This is a genomic window from Ancylobacter sp. IITR112, assembly GCF_041415945.1.
GTDB lineage: Bacteria > Pseudomonadota > Alphaproteobacteria > Rhizobiales > Xanthobacteraceae > Ancylobacter.
This window is the reverse complement of record NZ_JBGCUS010000004.1, coordinates 66,738-85,873: the sequence shown is the minus strand read 5'-3', so window position 1 is coordinate 85,873 and position 19,136 is coordinate 66,738. Positions and strand designations below refer to the sequence as shown.

The window sequence follows — 19,136 nt, the reverse complement described above, 5'->3', positions numbered from 1 at the left end:
CCGTTCGAAGGCGGAGCGTGAAGCATCAGGCTGCCTCCCGCTCGCTCTCCGCCAATGGCTGAAGGCCGTGCAGATAGGCGACCGCCCGCTGCGCATGGGCAGCTGCGGCGGAGATCGCCCTGCGGTCGTCCTGCAGCACCTTGAGTTATGCGGAGAGCGGGATTTTGCGGAGCGCTGGCCTGTAAGGTCTGTGTTGCCGCCGGCTTCGGCGGGGGTTCTGCTCCGCATAATTGCGGGGATGGAAGGCGGGCGCCCCGCGGGAAGCGGAGCGCCCTTGGCCGGTCACCGCGACCAGATGAGCTTGTGCTCGCCCTTGTCGCCCTGGACCAGGGAGGCGTAGACCGGGGTCGTGAAGGACGGATCGTCGAGCTTGAGTGAGAGGTATTCGGCGCCGGTCTCGCGGGCGGTCCGGCTCCAGCCGGCGCCGAACTCGACGCCGTTGGCGGTGACGCGATAGTCGGGCGCCTTGTCGGTGTCGCGGTCGCAGGGCTTGATGGTGGCCTTGACGTTGAGGGTGAGGGTCTTGATCGTCCCGGCATAGGCGCCGTTCTCGTCGCGGGTGAAGGTGCCGATCTGAGCCATTGTCGTATCTCCTGAGCTTTGCCCGAAGCCGCCCGATGCGGCCTCGATGGCGGTCGAGAGGCGACGGACCGGACGGCTGCACCCCTTGTGGGCCGCAGCGGCAGCGGAGGACGGCGGCAGCCGAGCTTGTTGTCCCGCGAGGAATGACCGCTTGCGGTCAGGGGAAGAAGGTCGGCGGAGCCGTTGCAGGCCAAGGCCGGGCCGGCGCCAGACCAGCCCAGAAGAGAGGCCGCCTGGGGGCTTCGCCGCATGATCGGCAGAGATCGACGCTGGCGGTCGGCGCCTCATCAGCATGCTCAGCGCCGCCGGTGCATCACCCTCCCGTGGTCACGGCCACCTGCCTCTGACCCGACGACACATGCCCCGCTCGACACGGCACAGACCGTGTCGAGCATGATGCCGGTGCAGGACCGGGGCGATTGGGCGAGAGAGCCGCTTCAGGTGCGGAGCCGTTCCGATCCGGCCGGTGCCTCCAGGTCCAAGAGCAAGGATGCGATCAGCGCATCCGGTGCCTTGAACCGGCCACGCCTGAGCTCCGGCGGGACGACCGCTTCGACCGCTTCCAGCTTTTCGGAAGGGTCCATGCGGAGATAAACCTCCGTCGTGCGGATGTCGGCATGACCGAGCCACAGGGCGACCTTCCGGATGTCGTGGGTGGCCTGCAGCATGACGACCGCGCAGCTGTGCCGGAGCTGATGTGGCGACACGCTCCGATCACGCAACGATGCGCAGGTCTCGGCCGCCTCGCGGACATGCTTGTCGAGCACATACTCGAACCCTGCACGGGTCATCGGCTCACCCTGCGCATTGACGAAGAGCTCCATGTCGGACAGCTCGAAGCGCTCGAAGAGCAGATCGCGACGCTCGATGCCGAGATGCTCGCCTGGCACCGGGCCAACGAGGACAGCCGCCGGCCCGCCACGATTCCCGGCATCGGCCTGGTGACCGCGACCGCGCTGGCCGCGACGATCGACGATGCCGCGCAGTTCGATTCCGGGCGCGCGATGGCGGCATGGCTCGGGCTGACGCCACGGCAGAACTCGTCCGGCAACAAGGAGCGGCTCGGCAAGATCACCAAGGCCGGCAACAAATACCTGCGCACGCTACTCGTCGTGGGTTCCACCGCGATCATCCGATCGGCGCGGATCAACTCCCCGGACCGGCTGCTCGATTGGGTGCGCGGGCTGCTGGGAAAGAAGCCGGCAAGGCTCGTCACCGTGGCGCTGGCGAACAAGCTGGCGCGCATTGCCTGGGCGGTCCTCATGCGCAAGCGTGCCTTCAGCAACAGCATCGTGACGCCGGCGCCGGCCGCGATCTGATCGTCATTCGAGGCTCGGCCTCACAACAGTTCGGGAGGGGTGCACCAGAGAGTATGATGCAAGTCGGTCAATCCGTTGGATCAGGACAACCCGTTCGCGAGGCTGCGCCATATGAGCGCGTTTTTTTGATAGGGACCAGGATCCGCGGACTTCATCAGGGCCCGCGGCCAGATGCGCCGCCTCGCAGAGGCCGGACATATGGAAGCACCCGACCGTTTCTTGCTCCTGCTCGAAAAATGCATCTTCCCCCGATAGGGGCGTCCACATATGCTTCGCGATGCAAAGCCGGCCGGGGTCCCCTTCGGGGTGGCCGGCGGCGGAAAAAAGCCAGCGCCGGACGTTGCGGGGACAAGATCGAGGGCGCGCAGCGCCCGTCCTTCGGCCAGACCTGCCACATCGGGTTCGCCATGGGGGAGGCCGTCGCAACACCGGGGGAATGCGACATGCGCGAAGATCGCCAAGCTCCCGACGGCACAATGCCGCGCGCTATCCGCTCACTCCGCCCAGATCGCGGATCCGCGGTCCGCGCACCGCACTGGCCGGCCCAGCACCCCATCCCGTCGCCGACATAACGAAAGCGGTCCCACGGCCCGGCAGCGGTTCGCCGCAGGGCTGGAACGCTACCCTCCGCGCAAGGTGTCACCATCCGGCTCCCGCAACCGGCAACCTGCCGTGGTCGGGAGAGGCCGAGACCGCCAAGCCTAGTCCTCCCGCTGGCGGACAACGGAGACGAGAGCGCCTGCCCGCGGTGCGGGCCTGCCCGACCAGAAGCATCGAAGAGCGGAAGACTCAGGACCGGGAGTGCCGGCGCCGACAAAAAAGGGGGCTCACGCCCCCTCCGCCTCGCGGCTGCGACGCTCGGCCTCCGCGAGCAGCTCTTCAAGGCGCTGTTGCGACTCCCTGCGCTCCTTGCGGGTGAGGATGCAGTGCGCGAGCTCGGAGCGCAGCTCAGCGATTTCGGCGTAGATGTCGAGAACCTTCGTCATGTGAACCTCCTTCGTCTCGATGACGGGAGGCGGCGCACCGGGCGTTGGAGGGACGGGTCAAGGATCGCGCAGCGACCGGCAGCGCCGGCGCGTGGGGGTGCCGATTTTGTCGTCGCGCAGCGGCGGCAAAATTGGGGGCACCGCGCGTCCTTGACGCGGCCCGACTGCCGGTATGATGGGTCGTCATTGAGAGGAAGACGGCCTGGCACAGCGCTGCGGCCGCCCTCGGTCGTATCCGAACCGGGCTCAGCCTTCCGGCAGCTCGTCCGGCCACCTTTGAGCTCCGTGCAGGACACGGAGAATCCGGACCTTCTCCACGGTCACGACGTAGGCGGCGATGTAGGGTGTGCCCGGGATGACGAGTTCCCGCGTACCGGCGACGCGGCCGGGACGGCCGCTCTCCGGAAAGTCGATCAACCGGCGCGCAGCGCCCGCGATCCGCTCATCGACCGCGATCGCCGCGCGCGGATTGTCCGCTTCGATATGGCTGAAGATGCTGTCGCGATCGGCAAGTGCGAGCGCGGACCAGACGAGGTTCACGATCCGGGGGCCGCCTTGCGCCGGGCCGCGGCGCGGCGCTCGGCGAAATGCGCCTCGGCCTGCTCATCGGGAATATCGGACTGGGTGTCCTGCAGTGCCTCCTGCACCTTTGCCCGGAACCAGGCGTCATGCGCCTCGCTGTTGGTGACGAGCTCGAGCGGCAGAGCGCCCTCGTTGGCGGTACGGGTGAGCAGGATACGCACGGCATCCGACACGGTGAGGCCCATGCCTTCGAGCACGGCGGATGCGCGGTCGCGCACGTCGGCATCGATGCGGGTCTGAACAAGTGCGTTGGCAGCCATGATCGCCTCCTCGTTCCATCAGTGTAATGCAATTGAATGACTGGCGCCAGCCCCGGCCTACAGGCCGCACATCCCTTCGCATTCGTTGGGCCAGAGATCGAGCTGGCCGTGATCGGCCGCTGTGGTGAGGTCGGCGTCTTCCAGTGGCATCGCTGAGCGATGGAGATAGACCTCGCCCCGGATGCCGCGCAGGCCGCGGCGGATCGTCCGGTCGACCGCGACCGCATCGGCCCAGCCCGCCGGATCGTCGTCGCGCAGGCGCCGCCACGCCGCGTCGCTGTGGAACGGGCAGCCGATGCAGGCGCTTTTCGGGGGCCGCGGATAGCCGTGCCGCTCCAGCCAGGACAGGCAGTCGCGTCGCGACATGCGCCTTTCGACGAGCGGCCAGCGGTTGAGGCGCCAGCTCTCGAAGCTCGGCTTCATGCGGATGATCTCGTCGGTCGAGATGCCGATCCATTGCTCGACAACCGGCACGGCCGGCGACCGCCGGCGCGTCAAGCCGGCGAGCGCGCGCACCTTCCGACGGATTGGATCGATCTTGTAGTCGCCGGTGCATTGGCGCCGAATCATGCCGACCGAGACGCGCCCCTGCCGGTCCACACGGCGCGTGAACGCGGGGATCGATTCCCAGCGGCGGCCTCCCGCCGCCGCGATGAGATTCGCCCGGATATCACCGGCAGACACGATATGGACCGGGAATGGCAGGACGTTGGGCGACATGAGCCAGGCCAGGTGCTCGTAGACCGGCTTGGGCTCCCAGCGCGTATCAGCGAAGATCGCACAGTCGGGCATGGGGCCGATCTCGCCATGGGCGGCGAGCAGCGCGAGGGTGGTGGACTGCACGCCGGCGCCGAGGCTGAGCACGCGCAGGCGGATCGCCGGGGAGGACTCGGCGCCCTCCCCGTTCGAAGGCGGAGCGTGAAGCATCAGGCTGCCTCCCGCTCGCTCTCCGCCAATGGCTGAAGGCCGTGCAGATAGGCGACCGCCCGCTGCGCATGGGCAGCTGCGGCGAAGATCGCCCTGCGGTCGTCCTGCAGCACCTTGAGCCAGGAGGCGACGTAGCTCGCGTGGTCCGCCCGCGGCTCGAGCTCCGGCACCAGGCCGAGATCGGCGCAGAGGAAGCTCGCGCCGATGTCGGCGATGAGCTCTTCGCGCGCCCGCTCGCTGCGATCCTGGTGGTAGCGGCTGAGGTCCCGGTTGAGCCGATGTGACGCGCCGGCCCAGTGGACGCATTCATGTCCAAGAACGGCGTAGTAGCTCGCCGCGTCGCGGAAGCTCTCGAACGGCGGCATCTGGACATGGTCGCTGGACGGGGCGAAGAAGGCCTTCGTCCCGCCGTGGCGGATCACTGCCCCGGTATTGCCGAAAAAGCGGTCGGCATGCGCGACCCGCTCGATCGGGTTGGCGATCGGTTCGGCGGGCCGGGCATAGTAGTGTTCCGGCAAGCCCTCGATCTGGTCGCAATTGAAGACGGTGTAGGCTTTGAGGAAGGGAATTTCCCGCTCGACCTCGTCGCCGCGCGCGTCGGTCTCCGTGCGCTTGAACCGGCTGGCATAGACGACGGTCGCGCCGCTTTCGCCCTTGCGGACATGGGCGTCGAGCTCGGATGCCTGTCTGAAGGTCATCCACATCGGCGAGGCGAAGCCGCGCGCCATGCTCTCCAACCAGAGCAGCAGCACATTCATGCCGGTGTAGGGTTCGCCATTGTGGCGCAGCGGCCGCGTCACGCGGCCCTTCACATTGCCTGCGCTCCAGGGCTGCACCCAAGGACGCACCCCCTTCTCCAGCGCGGCGACGAGTTTTTCCGTGATCTGCGCATAGATGTCGGTGCGCGGCCTGCTTTCCTTCCTTTTCATTGTCCCGAACCTCCTTCATGGAGGCCGCGCCGATCGCGGCCCCGTCACGGAGGTCCGTCAGGCGGGGACGGTCATGAGGTCCGCGCACCCGACCGGGGTCCCCGGCGCGCCTGCGCGACGGGGTGGTCAGGGCCGGAACGCAGTGGAGGACGGCGCAGCCGTTGCGCGGGCCGCCGGACCCGGCAGGACCGCCGTCCGGGACGGGCCGCGCCAGCGCGCCACTCCCGGCCGCTCTCCCATCGTCACGGTCTGGAAATTCGCAGAGGGGCGAGACAGGTCGCAGGCGTGATATCCGGCTAAAAGGGGCCGACTGCTCGAACGAATGTCGCCGCCGTGCTGACCAATCTGCGCAGCGCTCCGTCGAAAAGATCGTCCTCGGCGGCTCAGCAAGTAGAGCCCCGCGCCGGCAGGACGCGATGGCGACAAGAGAAAAGGCCGACCCTGATGCAGGCTGTGTGGAAAGCGTCTGATTGATAAGATGGCCGCCTCGGGAACGGGGCGGCCATTTTCATGGGGTACATTGTCGGCACGGATCGGGGACAGGCGTCGCTTCTGCCGGCGCGGATCGAGGATTACGTGGCCGGCGATGCGCCGGTTCGGGTGATCGACGCCTTTGTCGATGGACTGGATGTTGAGGCGCTGGGGTTCGGGCGGGCCGCGCCCGCGGCGACCGGCCGGCCGGGCTATGATCCGCGCGATCTCCTGAAGCTCTATGTGTGGGGCTATTTCAACGAGGTCCGCTCGTCGCGGCGGCTGGAGCGGGCCTGCTGGCGGGATGTCGAGGCCATGTGGCTGCTGCGGCAGCTTGCGCCGGACTTCAAGACCATCGCCGACTTCCGTCGCGACAACGGCCCCGCCATCGTCGGCGCCTGCCGGGCCTTCGTGCTGGTGTGCCGGGATGCGGGCCTGTTCTCGGCCCGGCTGGTGGCCCTGGACGGGTCGAAGTTCCGCGCTGCGGCGAGCGCACAGAAGATCATGGGCCGTCAGGAGATCGGGCGGGAAGCGGCGCGGCTCGATGCCACGATCGCCGCTTATCTCGCCGGCCTGGACGCGGCCGATGCGACCGAGCCCGACGATGCGCCCGAGGCAGTCGAGGCGGCGCTCGCTGCCCTTCGCGCCCGGCGCACGGAGCTTGACCTCATGGCGGCGAGGCTCGACGAGACGGATCGGACGACCCTGGTCGACGGGGAGGAGGACGTGCGCCCCATGGGCGCCGGACGGGGCCCCAAGCCACCCTCCTACAATGTGCAGACCGCCGTGGATGCCGACACCGGCCTGATCGTCCATCACGACGTCACCGACGAACCCACCGACCGGCGTCAGCTTCACCCCATGGCGCGCGCCACCAAGGCGAGCCTCGGCCGCGACGCGTTGGCGGTGGTCGCCGATAAGGGATTCGACAACGGCGCCCATGCCAGCGCCTGCGAGCGCGACGGCATCATCGCCTGCGTGCCCGCCCAGCGCTCCGTCAACAGCCAGGGCGACGGCACGCTGTTCGACCGCACCGCCTTCACCTATGAGGCCGCAAGCGACAGTTTCGCCTGTCCGGCCGGACGCAGGCTCCTGCGCAAGCAGCTGCAGCGCAGGGATCGCGCCGTCATCTACGCCTCGCCCGATTGCTCCGGCTGCGCGCTCAAGCCCCGCTGCACCACCGCCGCCCGGCGCCTGGTCACCCGCCACCTGGATGAGGAGGCCCTCAACCGGATGGATGCGCGCGCCACGCCGCAGATGATGCGGGCACGGCGCTGCGCCGTGGAACATCCCTTCGGCACCCTCAAGAGGATGACCGCCGGCGGACGCTTCCTCACCCGAAACCTCAAGGGGACACGCACCGAGATGGCCCTCTCCGTCCTCGCCTACAACATCCTGCGCGCGACCAATATCAGCCAAGCCGCCGCCTGAAACAAAAAGAGGCTCCGGAAAAACCGGAGCCTCCAATCGTTTCCACACAGCCTGCCTGATGGGCCGGCCTTTTGGTAGTGAGAGATGAGGGCGAGGCCGAAGCCTCGCCCAGGGGCAGCTCAGCCGAAGGCGGCCATCTGCAGCTCGGCCGCCTTGCGGTCAACGCTCTGGCCCGGGTTCTCGACCGGGCGCTCGAAGGGCTTCCAGCGCTCGCCGACAACGTGCTCATAGGCAGCGACGGCGCCCTCGGCCGCCATGCGCAGGGCGTAGGACTGCAGGGCCATGTCAGCCGCGAACTCGCGCTTGCGCTGCGCGGCGCTGTCGAAGCCGACCGGGCCGTCGAGGTCCTCGTCGCGGGTATCGTTGGCGGCCTTGGCCGTGGCGTCGCGGGCCTCCGTCACCGCGCGGCTGTAGAACTGCCCGGCCCCATGGGCGGAGCCGACATAGGCGCCGACGATGCGCTGGAGATGGATCTGCATCGCGCGCTCGCCCAGGCCCTCGTCGAGGCTGCCGGCGGTCTCGACGATCAGGCGGTGATGAAGCTCGCGGATGCCGTCGCCGTCGACCACGGTGAGGCCGAAGCGCTCGGAGATGAGCGTGGCGGTGGCGGCGTCGGCGCAGCACAGCTTGACCATTTCGAGGGTGGTGCCCTTGCGGAGCTGGACGACCTTGGCGGCCTGGCGAGGAGCGGCAGCGGACTTGGTCATGGCGATTTCCTTTCGTTCGGTTTCTCCCGAGGCCCGGACCGGCTCCAGCCGGTCCTCCCTGCGGGTGCGGTCGGAACAAGCCGGCGGAAAGACGGGTGCTTCAGGGTCCGGGGACGCCGGATCGAGCGGGGTGGGCGTGCGGCCAAGCAGGGCCTTCAGGCACTCGCGCGGGACGCGGGCACGCCCTGCGAGAGTGGCGGTTCCGGCCGCAACGCGGCGCGAAGCGGCCTTGAAGCGCCCGGCCGCCGGCTTAAGACCGCGACAAACCCGGGGGGAGGTCCGGCGGACCGGACTCTCGACATGGGAAGCCGACCGGCAAAGACCGCCATGACAGGCCGTCTCGCCGTGCAGGAGCCGTCGTCCTTGACGAAAGGGGGCCGGCAAAGCGTCGCGCGCGATCGGACGCGCCCGGCCTTCGCTCGCCAGAGCCGGTCGAGCCCGTGACCTCGGCGCGCCAAGCCTCCGGGGTACAGCGCGACGGCAGCGGATGCGGCGCCGAAGACGAGGATGCGCCATCGAGCGGATTCGGGGATCCACCGCACGATGTGGGATGACGGTGAACGCCGGGGGGCGGTATGGGCGCGTCTGGGCGGGGAGGCTGCCCGCGACGGCCCAACGTTCATGCGCCCCGCGACGTCGAACGGCCGGGAGACGGATACACGCTCGGCAGCATCTCCAGCGCACGCTTCGACGGCTGCAGGTCGAGGCTCAGCTGAGCGTCGCCGGCTGGGCCGGGGCATCGCTGGAGGCATCCCATGGCGAGCGCACTGTGCTCGCGATCGACGTGGAGCTCCATGGCGCGGTGCCCCGACGGTCGGCGACACCACGTCCCTGCGGCGGCCCGACATGTCGGGCAGGGAACGCGGGTGACGGGATGGTCCGGCCATGTCTGGCCGCAGCGATGGCAGCGGAATCTCATGAGCGCCGCTCCTGCCGTTCCGATCTCGCGGCGACGCTCCGAAGGGCTTCACGCGCTGCGCGCACCGTGTCGAAGCCCATCACCCGGCAATCGTCGTAGAAGAAATGGTCGGGGTGCAGCGTGACGATGATGCCGTTGCCGATGTCGCGCTCATCGTCCCAATGAGCGACGAGAGGATGTTTCGGCGGCCGTGACGCCTTGCGCTTCATGGCGTTTGCTCCCTCGCCGTCCTTCGGGACTCTCGGCGCGCCTCGGTCGGTTCGCACTCCGGGCATCCGAGGCGGTCGCGGAGCGCGGCGATCGCCAGGTCCTGCCGGGCGAGCTTTCGCGAAAAGGCATCGATCTCGGGCTGTCGCTCGGCCGTGAGCGCCGCAAGCTGCGCGCGATAGCGCTCGAGGAATGCGCTTGGCTCGGGAGCCTTGCCGCGCCGGAAGAAGCTGTGTCGCGGCTTCAACTGCGGGATGAAGGCCGTCATCCGCCGGGTGATCTGACGATTGATCCTGTCGAGCTGACGCTGGATCTCACGGCGCGCCTCCTGCATGCGGGAGAGCTCGGCGAAGCGGTCGGCGCGCGCGGTCATGTGACCACCCTCCCGCTCCAGCCGATGAAGCTCGACGGCCCGCCATAGACGCGATGCCGGGCCGGATCGATGATGAAGCGGAAGCGACCGATCCGGTACTCGGCCGATGGGACGAGGAATCGCCGTTCCTCGGTTCCCGGACCGCGCTTGCCGCCGAGCGTCGCGACAACCTCGACGAAGCCTGGCTGCTGGTCCGACGTGATCGCCGAGGCGACGATCCAGTCAGCGGCATGATCGCGCTCGAAGTCGCGGCGATCCTTCTCGCGGGACTCGCCGGGGAGCAGCACGGTGCCGAAGATCGCCTCCCAGGCATCGGGCCAGCTGTCCTTGATCGTGCGCTCGGCACAGCGCCGCTCAAAGGCGGTGAACAGATGCGGGAACGTGATCGCAACTGCGGCCCAGGACTCATCCTCTTCGTACCAACCGCCCTCGGCGCGAAGGAGCGGATGGACGTTCCGATTGCGGTCGGCCGAGATGTGGAAGCCGCCATGGCCGGCCGTGGAGTGGAAGACGACGTCCTCGGCGTAGAGCGTCGCACCCTGCGAGGCGCCCAATGGTGTGCTCGCGCGCGAATAAACCTCCTTGCGGCCGAGCGCCCGCTTCTCCCGCTGATGCTCGGCGCTTTCGAGGACGCGGGCACGAAATGCCGCCTCGTCGGCGAGCTCGCCGCAATGGCCGTAGAAGTCGGAGCGGGACCACTGTGCCATCGGCTTGCGGATGCGCCAGCCACTGACGAGATAATGCCGGCCATCGCGCGCCGGCGCCATGGCGAAGGCGGTGTCGCCGACCAGCGCGACGAGAAGCCCGTCGGCGCCGCGACCGAAGGAAACCCCCGGAAATCCAGGGGCCTCTTCGATGTCGTTGGCGGCAGCTGTCGCGTTCATGCCGCGGCCCTCCCCCCGTCGGCGCCGATGGCAGCCTCGTCGGCCGTGACCTCGTGGAGCACGGCGTGCGGGTAGCCATGGCTCTTCAGCCAGGTCTGCGCGGCCTCGCGGCTTTCCGCGAGGTGGACGAGCTCGCCGCCCGCGCCGGCACGGTCGAGGACCAGGACCGAACCGATGGCGGGCCGCTCGACGACGGTGAAGGTGAGGTCGCTGTTCACCGAGAAGGTCTGGTGAACGCGCAGTACGATGACGCCGCCGCTGCCGAAGTCCCCCTTGTGCAGGGTGATCGAGGCGGGCAGCGTGGTGCTGCCGACGACAGCCGGCGCGCGCTTGGCGATAAGCCTCCCGCTGCTGTTGCGGTTCTCCCAGGCGGAGAGCTTCTTGCGATGACGTTCGGGCGGCCGCGGCGATCCGTCGGCGTAGCGGACAAGCGCGCCGAGCGGCACGCGGTCGAAGATCAGTTGTGCGGACATGGAAAGTCTCCCTTCGCGGGGTGTCGGAAACAAAGCCGCCGCCGGCGATGCCGGCGGCGGGGTTCAATCGGAGGGGAAGAGGAGCGGGCCTATTCGGCGGCTTCCCTGAAGGCCTCGCCGTCCTCGTCGGACGGCTCGGCGGTCGCGCCGTCGGCTTCTTCATCGGCTTCGTCGCCATCCTCGGACGAGGTGTTGGACGACAGCCACGCAGCGAGCGCCGTCGCATCCGGAGCGAAGAGCGCGGCCGGGTGGACGAAACGAGCTTCCTTGAAGTGCTCGACGAGCGCCGCGCGCGTATCCTTCACCCGCTGACGCGGCAGGACCGGGGTGTCCTTGCACGACGCCTCCAGTGCCGGGCGTGCCAGGCACGACAGGAAGTCGTCGGTCCCCATATTGGGGAGGAAGCCGTCCGCCCCGACCGTGGCGCCGGCGATGCGGGCGACGATGCCACTATTGGTGGCGTTCTCCCGGCACGAGAACACGTCGACGAGCATCGATCGGGCCGCAACCCGCAGCGTGTCCATGTCGAAGGCGAGCTTGCCCTCGCCGTCGAACAGGATGGCTGCATGCTTCGCCAGCCGGCTGTGGCCGTAATATACGCCGCCGCTGCCGGTGGTGACGGAGACGTTCTGGCCGGCGAAGGCGAGGATGAGCAGCGCCATCAGCGTGTCGTCCTCGATCGGGGCGCGGCCGAGGGCCTCGCGCAGCGCGTCGGTGCGGAAGTCGCCGATCATCTCGACGCCCTTGCGCGTCACGTCGGGGCGGGTCTTCGCCACGACGCCGACCTCGTCCGCCGTGCTGTCGGAATCGCTCCCCGCCTTGCCCTTGGCCTTCCTGGGCTCGGGCATGCGGTAGTGCACGCTCTGCACGCGGCCATCGCGGTCGAGATACATCGCCGTGCAATCCGACTTCGTCGGCTTGCCGTGGACGCGCTCGGCCTTCGGCGGCAGCTTCACCTCGCCCCAGTTGGTGGACTCGGCGATGATGCCCTTCTTGGGCAGGTTGTTGGCCATCCACTCCTGCTGCGCGCCGAGGAAGGCCTCGACATTGGTGGTGTAGCGGCTGTCCTCGTCGGCCGGAGCGAACAGGTCCTCGACCCACTCGATGCCGTAGGCCTGGGCGAGGTCGTCGCCGAAGCTCGCGTGCCGGGCATACATGCGCTTCTTCTGCAGGCCCTGGGCGACGCTCCACCACGAGACCTGCGGATCGCCCTTGGACGGCTTGTGCTTCTTCCAGACCTCCTTCTGCTCGTCGATCGAGGCTGCGGCGATGGTGCGCAGCTGGCGCTCGTCGGGCATGTCGCCTTTTGCCATGTGATCGAGCATCGCCGGCAGCACATTGGCGAGCAGGCGCAGCTGCTTGATGCGACGGACGTTCAGCGCCAGCGCGATGGCGATGGCTTCCTCCGTCCAGTCGAGGGCCACCAGGCGCTCGATCGCGCGCCACTGGTCGACCGGGTTCAGCGGCTCGCGGGCGATGTTCTCGATCATCGAACGCATGGCGCCGTTGTCGTTCGACGCGTCCGCGACGAGAACATCGATCTCCTCGAGGCCGGCGGCGATCGCCTGCTTCACGCGGCGGTGGCCGGCATTGATGATGTAGCCGTTGCCGCCGCCGGCTTCGGGGGTGATCACGGGCGGCTGCACGAGGCCGACGGCCTTGATGGTGGCGAGCAGCAAGGCGTCGGCCTGCGGCGTTGCCTTGGTCTGGCGCGCGCGGTCGGGGTTTTCCTTCAGCGCACGCGGATCGACTTTCATGAGGTGCATAGGGATGCTCCATCCAGGGGGTTGCGGACCAGCCCGGCCGGGCGGCCCTCTCTCGTCTTCTTTCCGAAGACACCCCCCGGCCCGCGGAGCGGACGGGCCGGTGCAACTGCGGCCGAGCATCCCTGCCCGGCTGGACCAGCAGGGCTTTCAGCCCTGCGCAGGACGACGGGCCGGGATCGCGTGGGGCGCGGTTGAGCGCCAGCGTCAGCGGTCCGACCGATCTGCGAGCGGGCATTCCTCCTCCCTCTCCCTTCTCTTGCATTCCGCTTCTTCTGACGCTACATTGCGTCAATATCACCGGCACAGAGACATGGAGGTCTGAGCCATGGGCCTCGCCCAATACGCGGATGATGGCATTTTCGCGCCGCGGCGCATCGCCGAAGCCTTCCGGACTACGAGCGAGGAGATCGCCCGCACGGCTGGTCTCGGCAAGGACGCCATCCAGCGCAGGGACCGGATCCGCTCGGACAAGACGCAGCGCCGGCTGCGCGAGATGATCGAGGTCATCAACAAGGTCGAGCCGCGCTTCGGTTCGGCGCTGATGGCCTATGCCTGGTATCGGTCGGAGCCCTTGCCGGGATTTTCCGGGCAGACGGCGATGCAGCTCGTGCGCAGCGGCCGGGCCGACGATGTGCTCGACTATATCGACGCTGTCGACGCCGGCGTTCACGCCTGACCGCTCATGCGCCATGACGGCAAGCTCTACCGGGCACTGAACCCGATCTATGCCCGCGAGCCGCTGTCGGGCCGCGGCGCCGAACTCTATGGCGGACGCTTCAATCCGAAAGGCGTGCCCGCGCTCTACACGTCGCTCTCGGTCATGACGGCGCTGCGCGAAGCCAACCAGGTCGGCAATCTACAGCCGACGACACTCGTCGCCTATGAGGCGGAGATCGATGGCATCTTCGATTGCCGGGATGATGCCGCGCTGTCGGCAGAGGGAATGGATGCGGCTGCGATCGCCGACACGACCTGGCGGGATCAGATGAAGGCCAGCGGCGAAGCGAAGACCCAGGCTCTCGCCCGGCGCCTGATCGGTGCCGGCTATAACGGCCTGCTGGTCCGCAGTTTCGCCGCCGGCTCGACCGCTGAGGATTTGAACCTCGTCTTGTGGCGATGGTCCAACGCGGCGCCCGCCCGGCTCGTGCTGATTGACGACGAGAACCGCCTGTCGCGCTGAAGCGGTCAGGCGGCAGCCCGTTCGGCCGAGCTTTCCGTGTCAGCAGCGAGATCGGCCTCGATCGCCGCGAGCTGACGCCGCTTTTCCGCCAGTTCCTCGGCAAAGGCAAACGCGCCTCCGTCACGGGACCGGTAGGAGGCGAGGCGACGCCGAGCATCAGCGAGACGCTGCCGAAATCGCTCCTGCTCGCCATCGAAATCGTCTAGGGCATGCTCGAGACGAGAGATCGCGCCGAGGGGCGTGACGGTCACCGGCAGGTCGATTTCGCATTCAGATCCCGTCCGGAGGAGCAGGGTGCTGTAGCGATAGCCATCGCGCCCGAAGCGCTCGCCGGAATATTCGAGATCGAAGCCGCCGACCGAGGCGATCACGCTCTCATCCTCCCGCTGCAACTGCACGAGCGTCAGGATCTCCTTCATCAGCGCCCGGCCGGCCTCCTTGCGCTCGCCATGGGTCTTGCCGGTCACCGTCATCGCGAAGGCGTCGCCGGTGGTTGGGACCAGGCGCGCGATATCCTGCTCGATCTCGCCGATGCGCCGGGTCGCGAACTCGATCTCGCGCTCGGCGTCGCGGATCTGGCGGCGAACGGCGAACTGATCGTCCTGGTGGGCGGCACGGAGCCGTTCGAGATGGGCGATGTCCGCTTCGAGCCCGGCCTTCTGCATCAGCCGCGGGTCGCCGGAGGCGATCGCCTTCGCCATGGCGAACTGGTTGGCCTGGCCTTCGCCGAGATCATCGAGACGCCGGACCGAGGTGTCGCCGGATAGCGCCGCGGCGATGAAGCGGGCCTTGCGCTCGTTGTTCTGCCACATGGTCGCGTCGAGCGAGCCCTCCGTCGCATATGCAAAGATGTCGATGACGTCGTGCTGATTGCCCTGCCTCTCGATCCTGCCCTCGCGCTGCTCAATGTGCGAGGGGAGCCAGGGCACGTCGAGATGGTGCAGGGCTTTCAGGCGCAGCTGCGCATTGACGCCCGTGCCCATCGTCTCCGAGCTTCCGAGAAGGAAGCGGACCCTGCCCGCACGCACGTCGCCGAAGAGCCGCTGCTTCGCCTCCGACTTCTTGTAGTCCTGCATGAAGGCGATTTCCGCGGCTGGCACGCCCATCCGGACGAGCTGGTCCCGGATCCAGCGATAGGCCGAGAAGCCGCGCGTCTTCTCCACGCTGATCGTGCCGAGGTCGGAGAAGATCATCTGCGCGGCACCGGGGAGCTCGAACGGCTTGCCGTCGGCCCGCAGGTAGGTGTTCTCGGCCGTCTCCTTCCAGATGCGGAAGGCGTTGGCGACGAGCAGGTTCAGCTTGTTGTCCGGCTCGTTGTCGTTGTCCGGATCGACGAGGCGCAGGTCGATCGCGGCGTGGCGTCCGTCAGTGATGACCGAGAGCAGGATGTCGTCGCCCGGCTCCGGCGGCCGTTCGCGCATCTCGATCGCTTTGATGCGCTCATCCAGCAGCACCTGGTAGCGCTTGAACGCCGCGGTCGGCTTCGCGGTGACGATCTGCCGCCGGCCGGTCGAGATCGTCGGAACTTTCACATAGCGGCGCAGGTCCGCCGGCATCACCACGTCCGCGAACGAGCGGAACATGGCGATCAGCTCCGGCACATTGACGAAGGTGGCGAAGCGGGTGACCGGCTTGTATTTGCCCGACGGTTGCAGCTCGAGCTCGGTCGACACGTCGCCGAAGGTCGAGGCCCAGGCATCGAACTCATGCAGACCACGTTCGCTGAGCGCCGCGTATCCGAGATACCGCTGCACCGAGAACATCTCGCCGAGCGTGTTGGTGATCGGCGTGCCGGAGGCGAGCACGAGCGCGCGGCCCGGGCTTTTCGTCTCGATGAAGCGGGACTTCACATAGAGATCCCAGGCCCGTTGCGAGCCGTTCGGATCGACGCCCTTGAGCGTCGACATATTGGTGGCGAAGGACAGCTTCCTGAACTCCTGGGCCTCGTCGACGATGATCTGGTCGACGCCGATCTCGGAGATGGTGAGCAAATCGTCCTTGCGCGTCGCCAGCGATTCCAGGCGTTCTTTCAGCCCCTCCTTCAACCGCTCGAGCCGCTTGCGCGAGACGCGGTCGTCGCTCTCGACCTTGGTCAGCAGCGTCTCGTAGAGCTCGAGCTCGTCCTGGATCATCTGCTGCTCGAAAGCCGAGGGCACAGAGATGAAGCGGAAGGCCGAATGCGTGATGATGATCGCGTCCCAGGTCGACGTCGCCGCGCGCGAGAGGAAGCGATGTCGCTTCTCCTTCACGAAATTGGTCTCGTCGGCGACGAGGATGCGCGCCGAGGGGTAGAGCGCCAGGAACTCCCTCGCGGCCTGCGCCAGACAATGCCCGGGCACGACGAGCATCGCCTTGGCGATCAGGCCGAGACGGCGCTGCTCCATGATGGCGGCGGCCATTGTCATGGTCTTGCCGGCGCCGACGGCGTGGGCGAGATAAGAAGACCCGGCCGAGATGATCCGCCAGATGCCGCGCTTCTGGTGCCCATAAAGAACAAAGGCGCCAGAGGCGCCCGGAAGTTTAAGATGGGAGCCGTCGAAGGCTCTCGGCGCGATATTGTTGAAGCGGTCGTTGTAGAACCGCGCCAGCCGGTCGGTGCGGTCGGGATCGCACCAGATCCAGCGTTGAAATTCATCCTTGATCCTCGAGAGCTTGGATTTCGCGGCCTCCGTGTCGACGACGTTCAGGACGCGGCGCTCGCTCATCTCCTCCTTCACCGTGTCGAAGATCTGCGGCACACGGCTGTTGAGGGCGTCGGCGAGAAGCTCGCCGGCATGCCGGCGGTCGGTGCCCCATTCCGACGTCCCAGCCGCCATATAGCCGAGCTGCCTGGCCTCCACAGTCCAGGAGGCCAGTTCCGGCATATGGTGGATTCTGATCTCGGCGCCCATCGTCTCCTTGACGAAGGCGACGACATCCGCGGCGGGAATCCACGGGGCGCCGAGCCGCGCGGTGATGTCGGAGGGACTGAGATCGGCCGGCTGCACACCCTGCAGCGCCGTGACGTTGCGCTCATAGTCGGGGTCGAGCGCCGCGCCCGCCTCCGCAGCCTTCAGCTTGTCGCGGACGGCGCCGGAGAGATAGGCGTCGGCTGTCTGCCAGGAGCCGTCGGCGGGATCGCGGAAGATGGCGCTGCCGAGCTCGGCGACGACATCGTCGCGGTCGCGGTGCAGCAGTTCGGCGATATGGTCGATATCGACGCGGCCGCGCTCGTTCAGCACCACGGCCAATGCGTCGGCCGCGCTGGTGATCACTGGCGCCGCCGGCGGCGAGATCACGCGTTGGGTGAAGATCGCGCCGGGCTTCGCGGTATTGGTCTCAAGGTCATAATCCTCGATCGAGGCGACCAGCCAGCAATCGGGATCGTCCAGGAACGGCTGTATGTTCGGCCGGCGATGCGTCTCGCGCACCTCGCCGGTCTCCTCGTCCTCCGTCATCGAGACGGTGGTGAAATTGATCGGGCCGAAGTCGCGGACGAAGCTCGACCAGGCGATGCGCAAGCGCACCTGCGCATCCTTCCAGGGCCGGTCGAGCTCCTGGCATTTCAGCACCTCGCGCACGGCGTCGCGGATCGGGATCAGCTTCTGGAGGATCCGGACATGCTTCTCGGGGATTCCGTCGGCGCTCCGCCGCTTGCGGACTTGGACCGCGGCGGGCCTGCCATCGAGGACCTGCATCAGGCCGTGGGCCTTGTCGAAGACATAGCTGCCTTCGCGCACATGCCGATCGCCGGACAGGTCGGGAGCCGCCTCGTCGGCGCCATCCTCAAGGTCAAGGTCGATGATGCCGGGCTCGCCGTCATAGACGGCTTCCGGAAGACGGTTGATCACCGCCGGGAGCACGGCGCCGAGATCCTCGCCCTCGCGCGGGAGGCAGGTATAGGTCTCGCCGAAGGGCCCGGAGGCGAGCGCATGGGTTCCGAGCACGAAGGCCGGATGCGTCGCGAACCAGCGGTTCACGCGGATGGGGCCTTCGTCCTCCGTCGCCGGCCGCACCTCGTCGAGATCGAGCCAGGCGAGATCGCCTTCCGCGTCGCCGATCTTGCGCTTGCGGAAGAAGAGGAGGTCGACCACCACGTCGGTGCCGGCGCTGGCGCGAAAGCTGCCCTCGGGCAGCCTGATCGCTCCGACGAGGTCAGCCGATTTCGCGATGTGCTCGCGCGCCGATCCGTCCGCCTTGTCCATCGTGCCCGCGCTGGTGACGAAGGCCGCGAGTGCGCCGGGCTTCAGCAGGTCGATCGCCCGCGCAATGAAATAGTCGTGGAGGCGCAGGCCCAGCGAGCGGTACGCGCGGTCCGATCGCACGGTGCGGTCGGAGAAGGGCGGGTTACCGATCGCGAGGTCGAAATTCGCCGGCAGCTCGGTGCGGGCGAAATCGCCGGTCAGGATCCGGGCCCGCGGCTGCAGCAGCCGGACGATGCGTGCCGTGACCGGATCGAGCTCGATGCCGGTGACGTGCGACACGTCGCGAAGCGACTCGGGCATCAGTGCCGGAAACAGGCCCGTGCCGACGCCTGGCTCGAGGATCCGCCCGCCCCGCCATCCGAGTTGCTGAAGCCCTGTCCACACCGCGCGGACAATGAATTCCGGGGTGAAGTGCGCATACTGCGTGCAGCGCGTGAGCGAGGCATGATCGAGATCGCCGACGGCGTCCTCGAGCTCGGCACCGATCGTCTCCCAGCCCTTGCGGAATTCCGCCTCCCCAGGCCGCCGGAACACGAAGTTGGCGAGATCGGACGCGCCGAAGCCGGTGAAGCGGATCAAGTGCTGCTGTTCCTCGATCGTCGCCGGGCGTTCCTCGGATTCGATCGCCGCGGCGAGGCGGATCGCGGCGATATTGTCGCGCGCCCGGTCCTTCCAGCCTTTCGCCAAGGCGCGGTGGCAGGCGAGATGGAAATTCTCGCCTCGCGTCCGGCCCGGGGATGACGACACGAGCTGCCGCGAAGCGAACGGCATCGCCGAGGCCGGCGCCGATAGCGGCGGGTCATCGTCGTGATCGGGATTGTCGTTGGACGAGGCCGCAAATGCCGTGATGCCGAGGCCGAGCCCGGAGGACAGGGCAGTGTTGCCGAAGAGGTCGAGCGTGAAGGGATCGTCCTGCGCCATGGGAAATGTCTCCTGTGCTGAAGGCGCGCGGCATC

18 protein-coding genes and 2 pseudogenes are annotated in these 19,136 nt (G+C 67.9%); 4 read left to right on the top strand and 16 right to left on the bottom strand.

What is annotated here, in order from left to right; all coding sequences use genetic code 11:
* Positions 1–25: 25 nt before the first annotated feature.
* The 4 genes and pseudogenes from AAC979_RS23450 to AAC979_RS23435 form a co-directional block, all read right to left on the bottom strand.
* Positions 26–145 (bottom strand): annotated as a pseudogene (locus AAC979_RS23450) (antirestriction protein ArdC); the annotation flags it as partial.
* A 137-nt stretch (positions 146–282) separates the two neighbouring features.
* Complete coding sequence (locus AAC979_RS23445; RefSeq protein ID WP_371349414.1) at positions 283–582, bottom strand: DUF736 domain-containing protein; 300 nt, start codon at positions 580–582, stop codon at positions 283–285.
* Between the two features lie 437 nt (positions 583–1,019).
* On the bottom strand, positions 1,020–1,166 hold the full coding sequence (locus tag AAC979_RS23440; protein WP_371349417.1) for a hypothetical protein: 147 nt from the start codon (positions 1,164–1,166) through the stop codon (positions 1,020–1,022).
* A 51-nt stretch (positions 1,167–1,217) separates the two neighbouring features.
* Positions 1,218–1,373, bottom strand: a pseudogene (locus AAC979_RS23435) (integrase); the annotation flags it as partial.
* Here AAC979_RS23435 and AAC979_RS23430 point away from each other — a divergent pair.
* On the top strand, positions 1,335–1,901 hold the full coding sequence (locus tag AAC979_RS23430) for an IS110 family transposase (protein WP_371349413.1): 567 nt from the start codon (positions 1,335–1,337) through the stop codon (positions 1,899–1,901). The pseudogene AAC979_RS23435 and the gene AAC979_RS23430 overlap by 39 nt on opposite strands.
* A gap of 827 nt (positions 1,902–2,728) precedes the next feature.
* Here the strand turns inward: AAC979_RS23430 and AAC979_RS23425 are convergent.
* The 5 genes from AAC979_RS23425 to AAC979_RS23405 all read right to left on the bottom strand — a co-directional run bounded on the left by AAC979_RS23425 (position 2,729) and on the right by AAC979_RS23405 (position 5,585).
* Positions 2,729–2,887, bottom strand: coding sequence for a hypothetical protein (locus tag AAC979_RS23425; RefSeq protein ID WP_371349412.1), 159 nt, complete (start codon positions 2,885–2,887; stop codon positions 2,729–2,731).
* Positions 2,888–3,133: 246 nt separating this feature from the next.
* Positions 3,134–3,427 (bottom strand): type II toxin-antitoxin system RelE/ParE family toxin, encoded by a 294-nt coding sequence (locus AAC979_RS23420; protein ID WP_371349411.1) that lies wholly within the window; start codon positions 3,425–3,427, stop codon positions 3,134–3,136.
* Positions 3,424–3,729 carry a type II toxin-antitoxin system RelB/DinJ family antitoxin gene (locus AAC979_RS23415; RefSeq protein WP_371349410.1) on the bottom strand — a complete coding sequence of 102 codons (306 nt, stop codon included), beginning with the start codon at positions 3,727–3,729 and terminating at the stop codon, positions 3,424–3,426. Before AAC979_RS23415 ends, AAC979_RS23420 begins: the two co-directional genes overlap by 4 nt.
* A 57-nt stretch (positions 3,730–3,786) precedes the next feature.
* Positions 3,787–4,656 (bottom strand): hypothetical protein, encoded by an 870-nt coding sequence (locus tag AAC979_RS23410; RefSeq protein ID WP_371349409.1) that lies wholly within the window; start codon positions 4,654–4,656, stop codon positions 3,787–3,789.
* On the bottom strand, positions 4,656–5,585 hold the full coding sequence (locus tag AAC979_RS23405; protein ID WP_371349408.1) for an ArdC family protein: 930 nt from the start codon (positions 5,583–5,585) through the stop codon (positions 4,656–4,658). Before AAC979_RS23405 ends, AAC979_RS23410 begins: the two co-directional genes overlap by 1 nt.
* A gap of 510 nt (positions 5,586–6,095) precedes the next feature.
* Between AAC979_RS23405 and AAC979_RS23400 the strand changes: the two genes are divergently transcribed.
* Entirely contained in the window at positions 6,096–7,487 is a 1,392-nt protein-coding gene (locus AAC979_RS23400) for an IS1182 family transposase (protein ID WP_371349407.1), read from the top strand.
* Positions 7,488–7,606: 119 nt separating this feature from the next.
* On the opposite strand, the gene AAC979_RS23395 is transcribed toward AAC979_RS23400, so the two are convergent.
* The 6 genes from AAC979_RS23395 to AAC979_RS23370 all read right to left on the bottom strand — a co-directional run bounded on the left by AAC979_RS23395 (position 7,607) and on the right by AAC979_RS23370 (position 12,816).
* Positions 7,607–8,194: a hypothetical protein gene (locus tag AAC979_RS23395; RefSeq protein ID WP_371349406.1), complete on the bottom strand. Its 588-nt coding sequence runs from the start codon at positions 8,192–8,194 to the stop codon at positions 7,607–7,609.
* Positions 8,195–9,109: 915 nt separating this feature from the next.
* The gene (locus AAC979_RS23390; protein WP_371349405.1) at positions 9,110–9,322 is read right to left on the bottom strand and encodes a hypothetical protein; all 213 of its coding nucleotides are present in this window, start codon (positions 9,320–9,322) and stop codon (positions 9,110–9,112) included.
* Positions 9,319–9,693, bottom strand: a complete 375-nt coding sequence (locus AAC979_RS23385; protein ID WP_371349404.1) for a hypothetical protein — start codon at positions 9,691–9,693, stop codon at positions 9,319–9,321. Before AAC979_RS23385 ends, AAC979_RS23390 begins: the two co-directional genes overlap by 4 nt.
* Positions 9,690–10,577, bottom strand: coding sequence for a hypothetical protein (locus AAC979_RS23380; RefSeq protein WP_371349403.1), 888 nt, complete (start codon positions 10,575–10,577; stop codon positions 9,690–9,692). The genes AAC979_RS23385 and AAC979_RS23380 overlap by 4 nt, the downstream gene beginning before the upstream one ends.
* Positions 10,574–11,050: a hypothetical protein gene (locus AAC979_RS23375; RefSeq protein WP_371349402.1), complete on the bottom strand. Its 477-nt coding sequence runs from the start codon at positions 11,048–11,050 to the stop codon at positions 10,574–10,576. Before AAC979_RS23375 ends, AAC979_RS23380 begins: the two co-directional genes overlap by 4 nt.
* An 89-nt stretch (positions 11,051–11,139) precedes the next feature.
* Positions 11,140–12,816, bottom strand: coding sequence for a ParB/RepB/Spo0J family partition protein (locus AAC979_RS23370; protein ID WP_371349401.1), 1,677 nt, complete (start codon positions 12,814–12,816; stop codon positions 11,140–11,142).
* A gap of 325 nt (positions 12,817–13,141) precedes the next feature.
* Between AAC979_RS23370 and AAC979_RS23365 the strand changes: the two genes are divergently transcribed.
* Positions 13,142–13,492, top strand: a complete 351-nt coding sequence (locus tag AAC979_RS23365; protein ID WP_371349400.1) for an MbcA/ParS/Xre antitoxin family protein — start codon at positions 13,142–13,144, stop codon at positions 13,490–13,492.
* 6 nt (positions 13,493–13,498) lie between these two features.
* Positions 13,499–13,996, top strand: coding sequence for an RES family NAD+ phosphorylase (locus AAC979_RS23360; RefSeq protein WP_371349399.1), 498 nt, complete (start codon positions 13,499–13,501; stop codon positions 13,994–13,996).
* A 5-nt stretch (positions 13,997–14,001) separates the two neighbouring features.
* Here the strand turns inward: AAC979_RS23360 and AAC979_RS23355 are convergent, their stop codons facing one another.
* A complete protein-coding gene (locus tag AAC979_RS23355) occupies positions 14,002–19,101 on the bottom strand; it encodes a DEAD/DEAH box helicase family protein (protein ID WP_371349398.1) in 5,100 nt (1,699 codons plus the stop codon).
* Between the last annotated feature and the right edge of the window lie 35 nt (positions 19,102–19,136).

What these genes read in the sequence shown, in the direction of transcription:
- AAC979_RS23395 (WP_371349406.1), bottom strand. Translation starts at nt 8,194, where the DNA reads ATGACCAAGTCCGCTGCCGCTCCTCGCCAGGCCGCCAAGGTCGTCCAG.
- AAC979_RS23360 (WP_371349399.1), top strand. Translation starts at nt 13,499, where the DNA reads ATGCGCCATGACGGCAAGCTCTACCGGGCACTGAACCCGATCTATGCC.
- AAC979_RS23400 (WP_371349407.1), top strand. Translation starts at nt 6,096, where the DNA reads ATGGGGTACATTGTCGGCACGGATCGGGGACAGGCGTCGCTTCTGCCG.
- AAC979_RS23355 (WP_371349398.1), bottom strand. Translation starts at nt 19,101, where the DNA reads ATGGCGCAGGACGATCCCTTCACGCTCGACCTCTTCGGCAACACTGCC.
- AAC979_RS23425 (WP_371349412.1), bottom strand. Translation starts at nt 2,887, where the DNA reads ATGACGAAGGTTCTCGACATCTACGCCGAAATCGCTGAGCTGCGCTCC.
- AAC979_RS23410 (WP_371349409.1), bottom strand. Translation starts at nt 4,656, where the DNA reads ATGCTTCACGCTCCGCCTTCGAACGGGGAGGGCGCCGAGTCCTCCCCG.
- AAC979_RS23445 (WP_371349414.1), bottom strand. Translation starts at nt 582, where the DNA reads ATGGCTCAGATCGGCACCTTCACCCGCGACGAGAACGGCGCCTATGCC.
- AAC979_RS23405 (WP_371349408.1), bottom strand. Translation starts at nt 5,585, where the DNA reads ATGAAAAGGAAGGAAAGCAGGCCGCGCACCGACATCTATGCGCAGATC.
- AAC979_RS23375 (WP_371349402.1), bottom strand. Translation starts at nt 11,050, where the DNA reads ATGTCCGCACAACTGATCTTCGACCGCGTGCCGCTCGGCGCGCTTGTC.
- AAC979_RS23370 (WP_371349401.1), bottom strand. Translation starts at nt 12,816, where the DNA reads ATGCACCTCATGAAAGTCGATCCGCGTGCGCTGAAGGAAAACCCCGAC.
- AAC979_RS23385 (WP_371349404.1), bottom strand. Translation starts at nt 9,693, where the DNA reads ATGACCGCGCGCGCCGACCGCTTCGCCGAGCTCTCCCGCATGCAGGAG.
- AAC979_RS23390 (WP_371349405.1), bottom strand. Translation starts at nt 9,322, where the DNA reads ATGAAGCGCAAGGCGTCACGGCCGCCGAAACATCCTCTCGTCGCTCAT.
- AAC979_RS23440 (WP_371349417.1), bottom strand. Translation starts at nt 1,166, where the DNA reads ATGGACCCTTCCGAAAAGCTGGAAGCGGTCGAAGCGGTCGTCCCGCCG.
- AAC979_RS23415 (WP_371349410.1), bottom strand. Translation starts at nt 3,729, where the DNA reads ATGGCTGCCAACGCACTTGTTCAGACCCGCATCGATGCCGACGTGCGC.
- AAC979_RS23365 (WP_371349400.1), top strand. Translation starts at nt 13,142, where the DNA reads ATGGGCCTCGCCCAATACGCGGATGATGGCATTTTCGCGCCGCGGCGC.
- AAC979_RS23430 (WP_371349413.1), top strand. Translation starts at nt 1,335, where the DNA reads ATGCTTGTCGAGCACATACTCGAACCCTGCACGGGTCATCGGCTCACC.
- AAC979_RS23380 (WP_371349403.1), bottom strand. Translation starts at nt 10,577, where the DNA reads ATGAACGCGACAGCTGCCGCCAACGACATCGAAGAGGCCCCTGGATTT.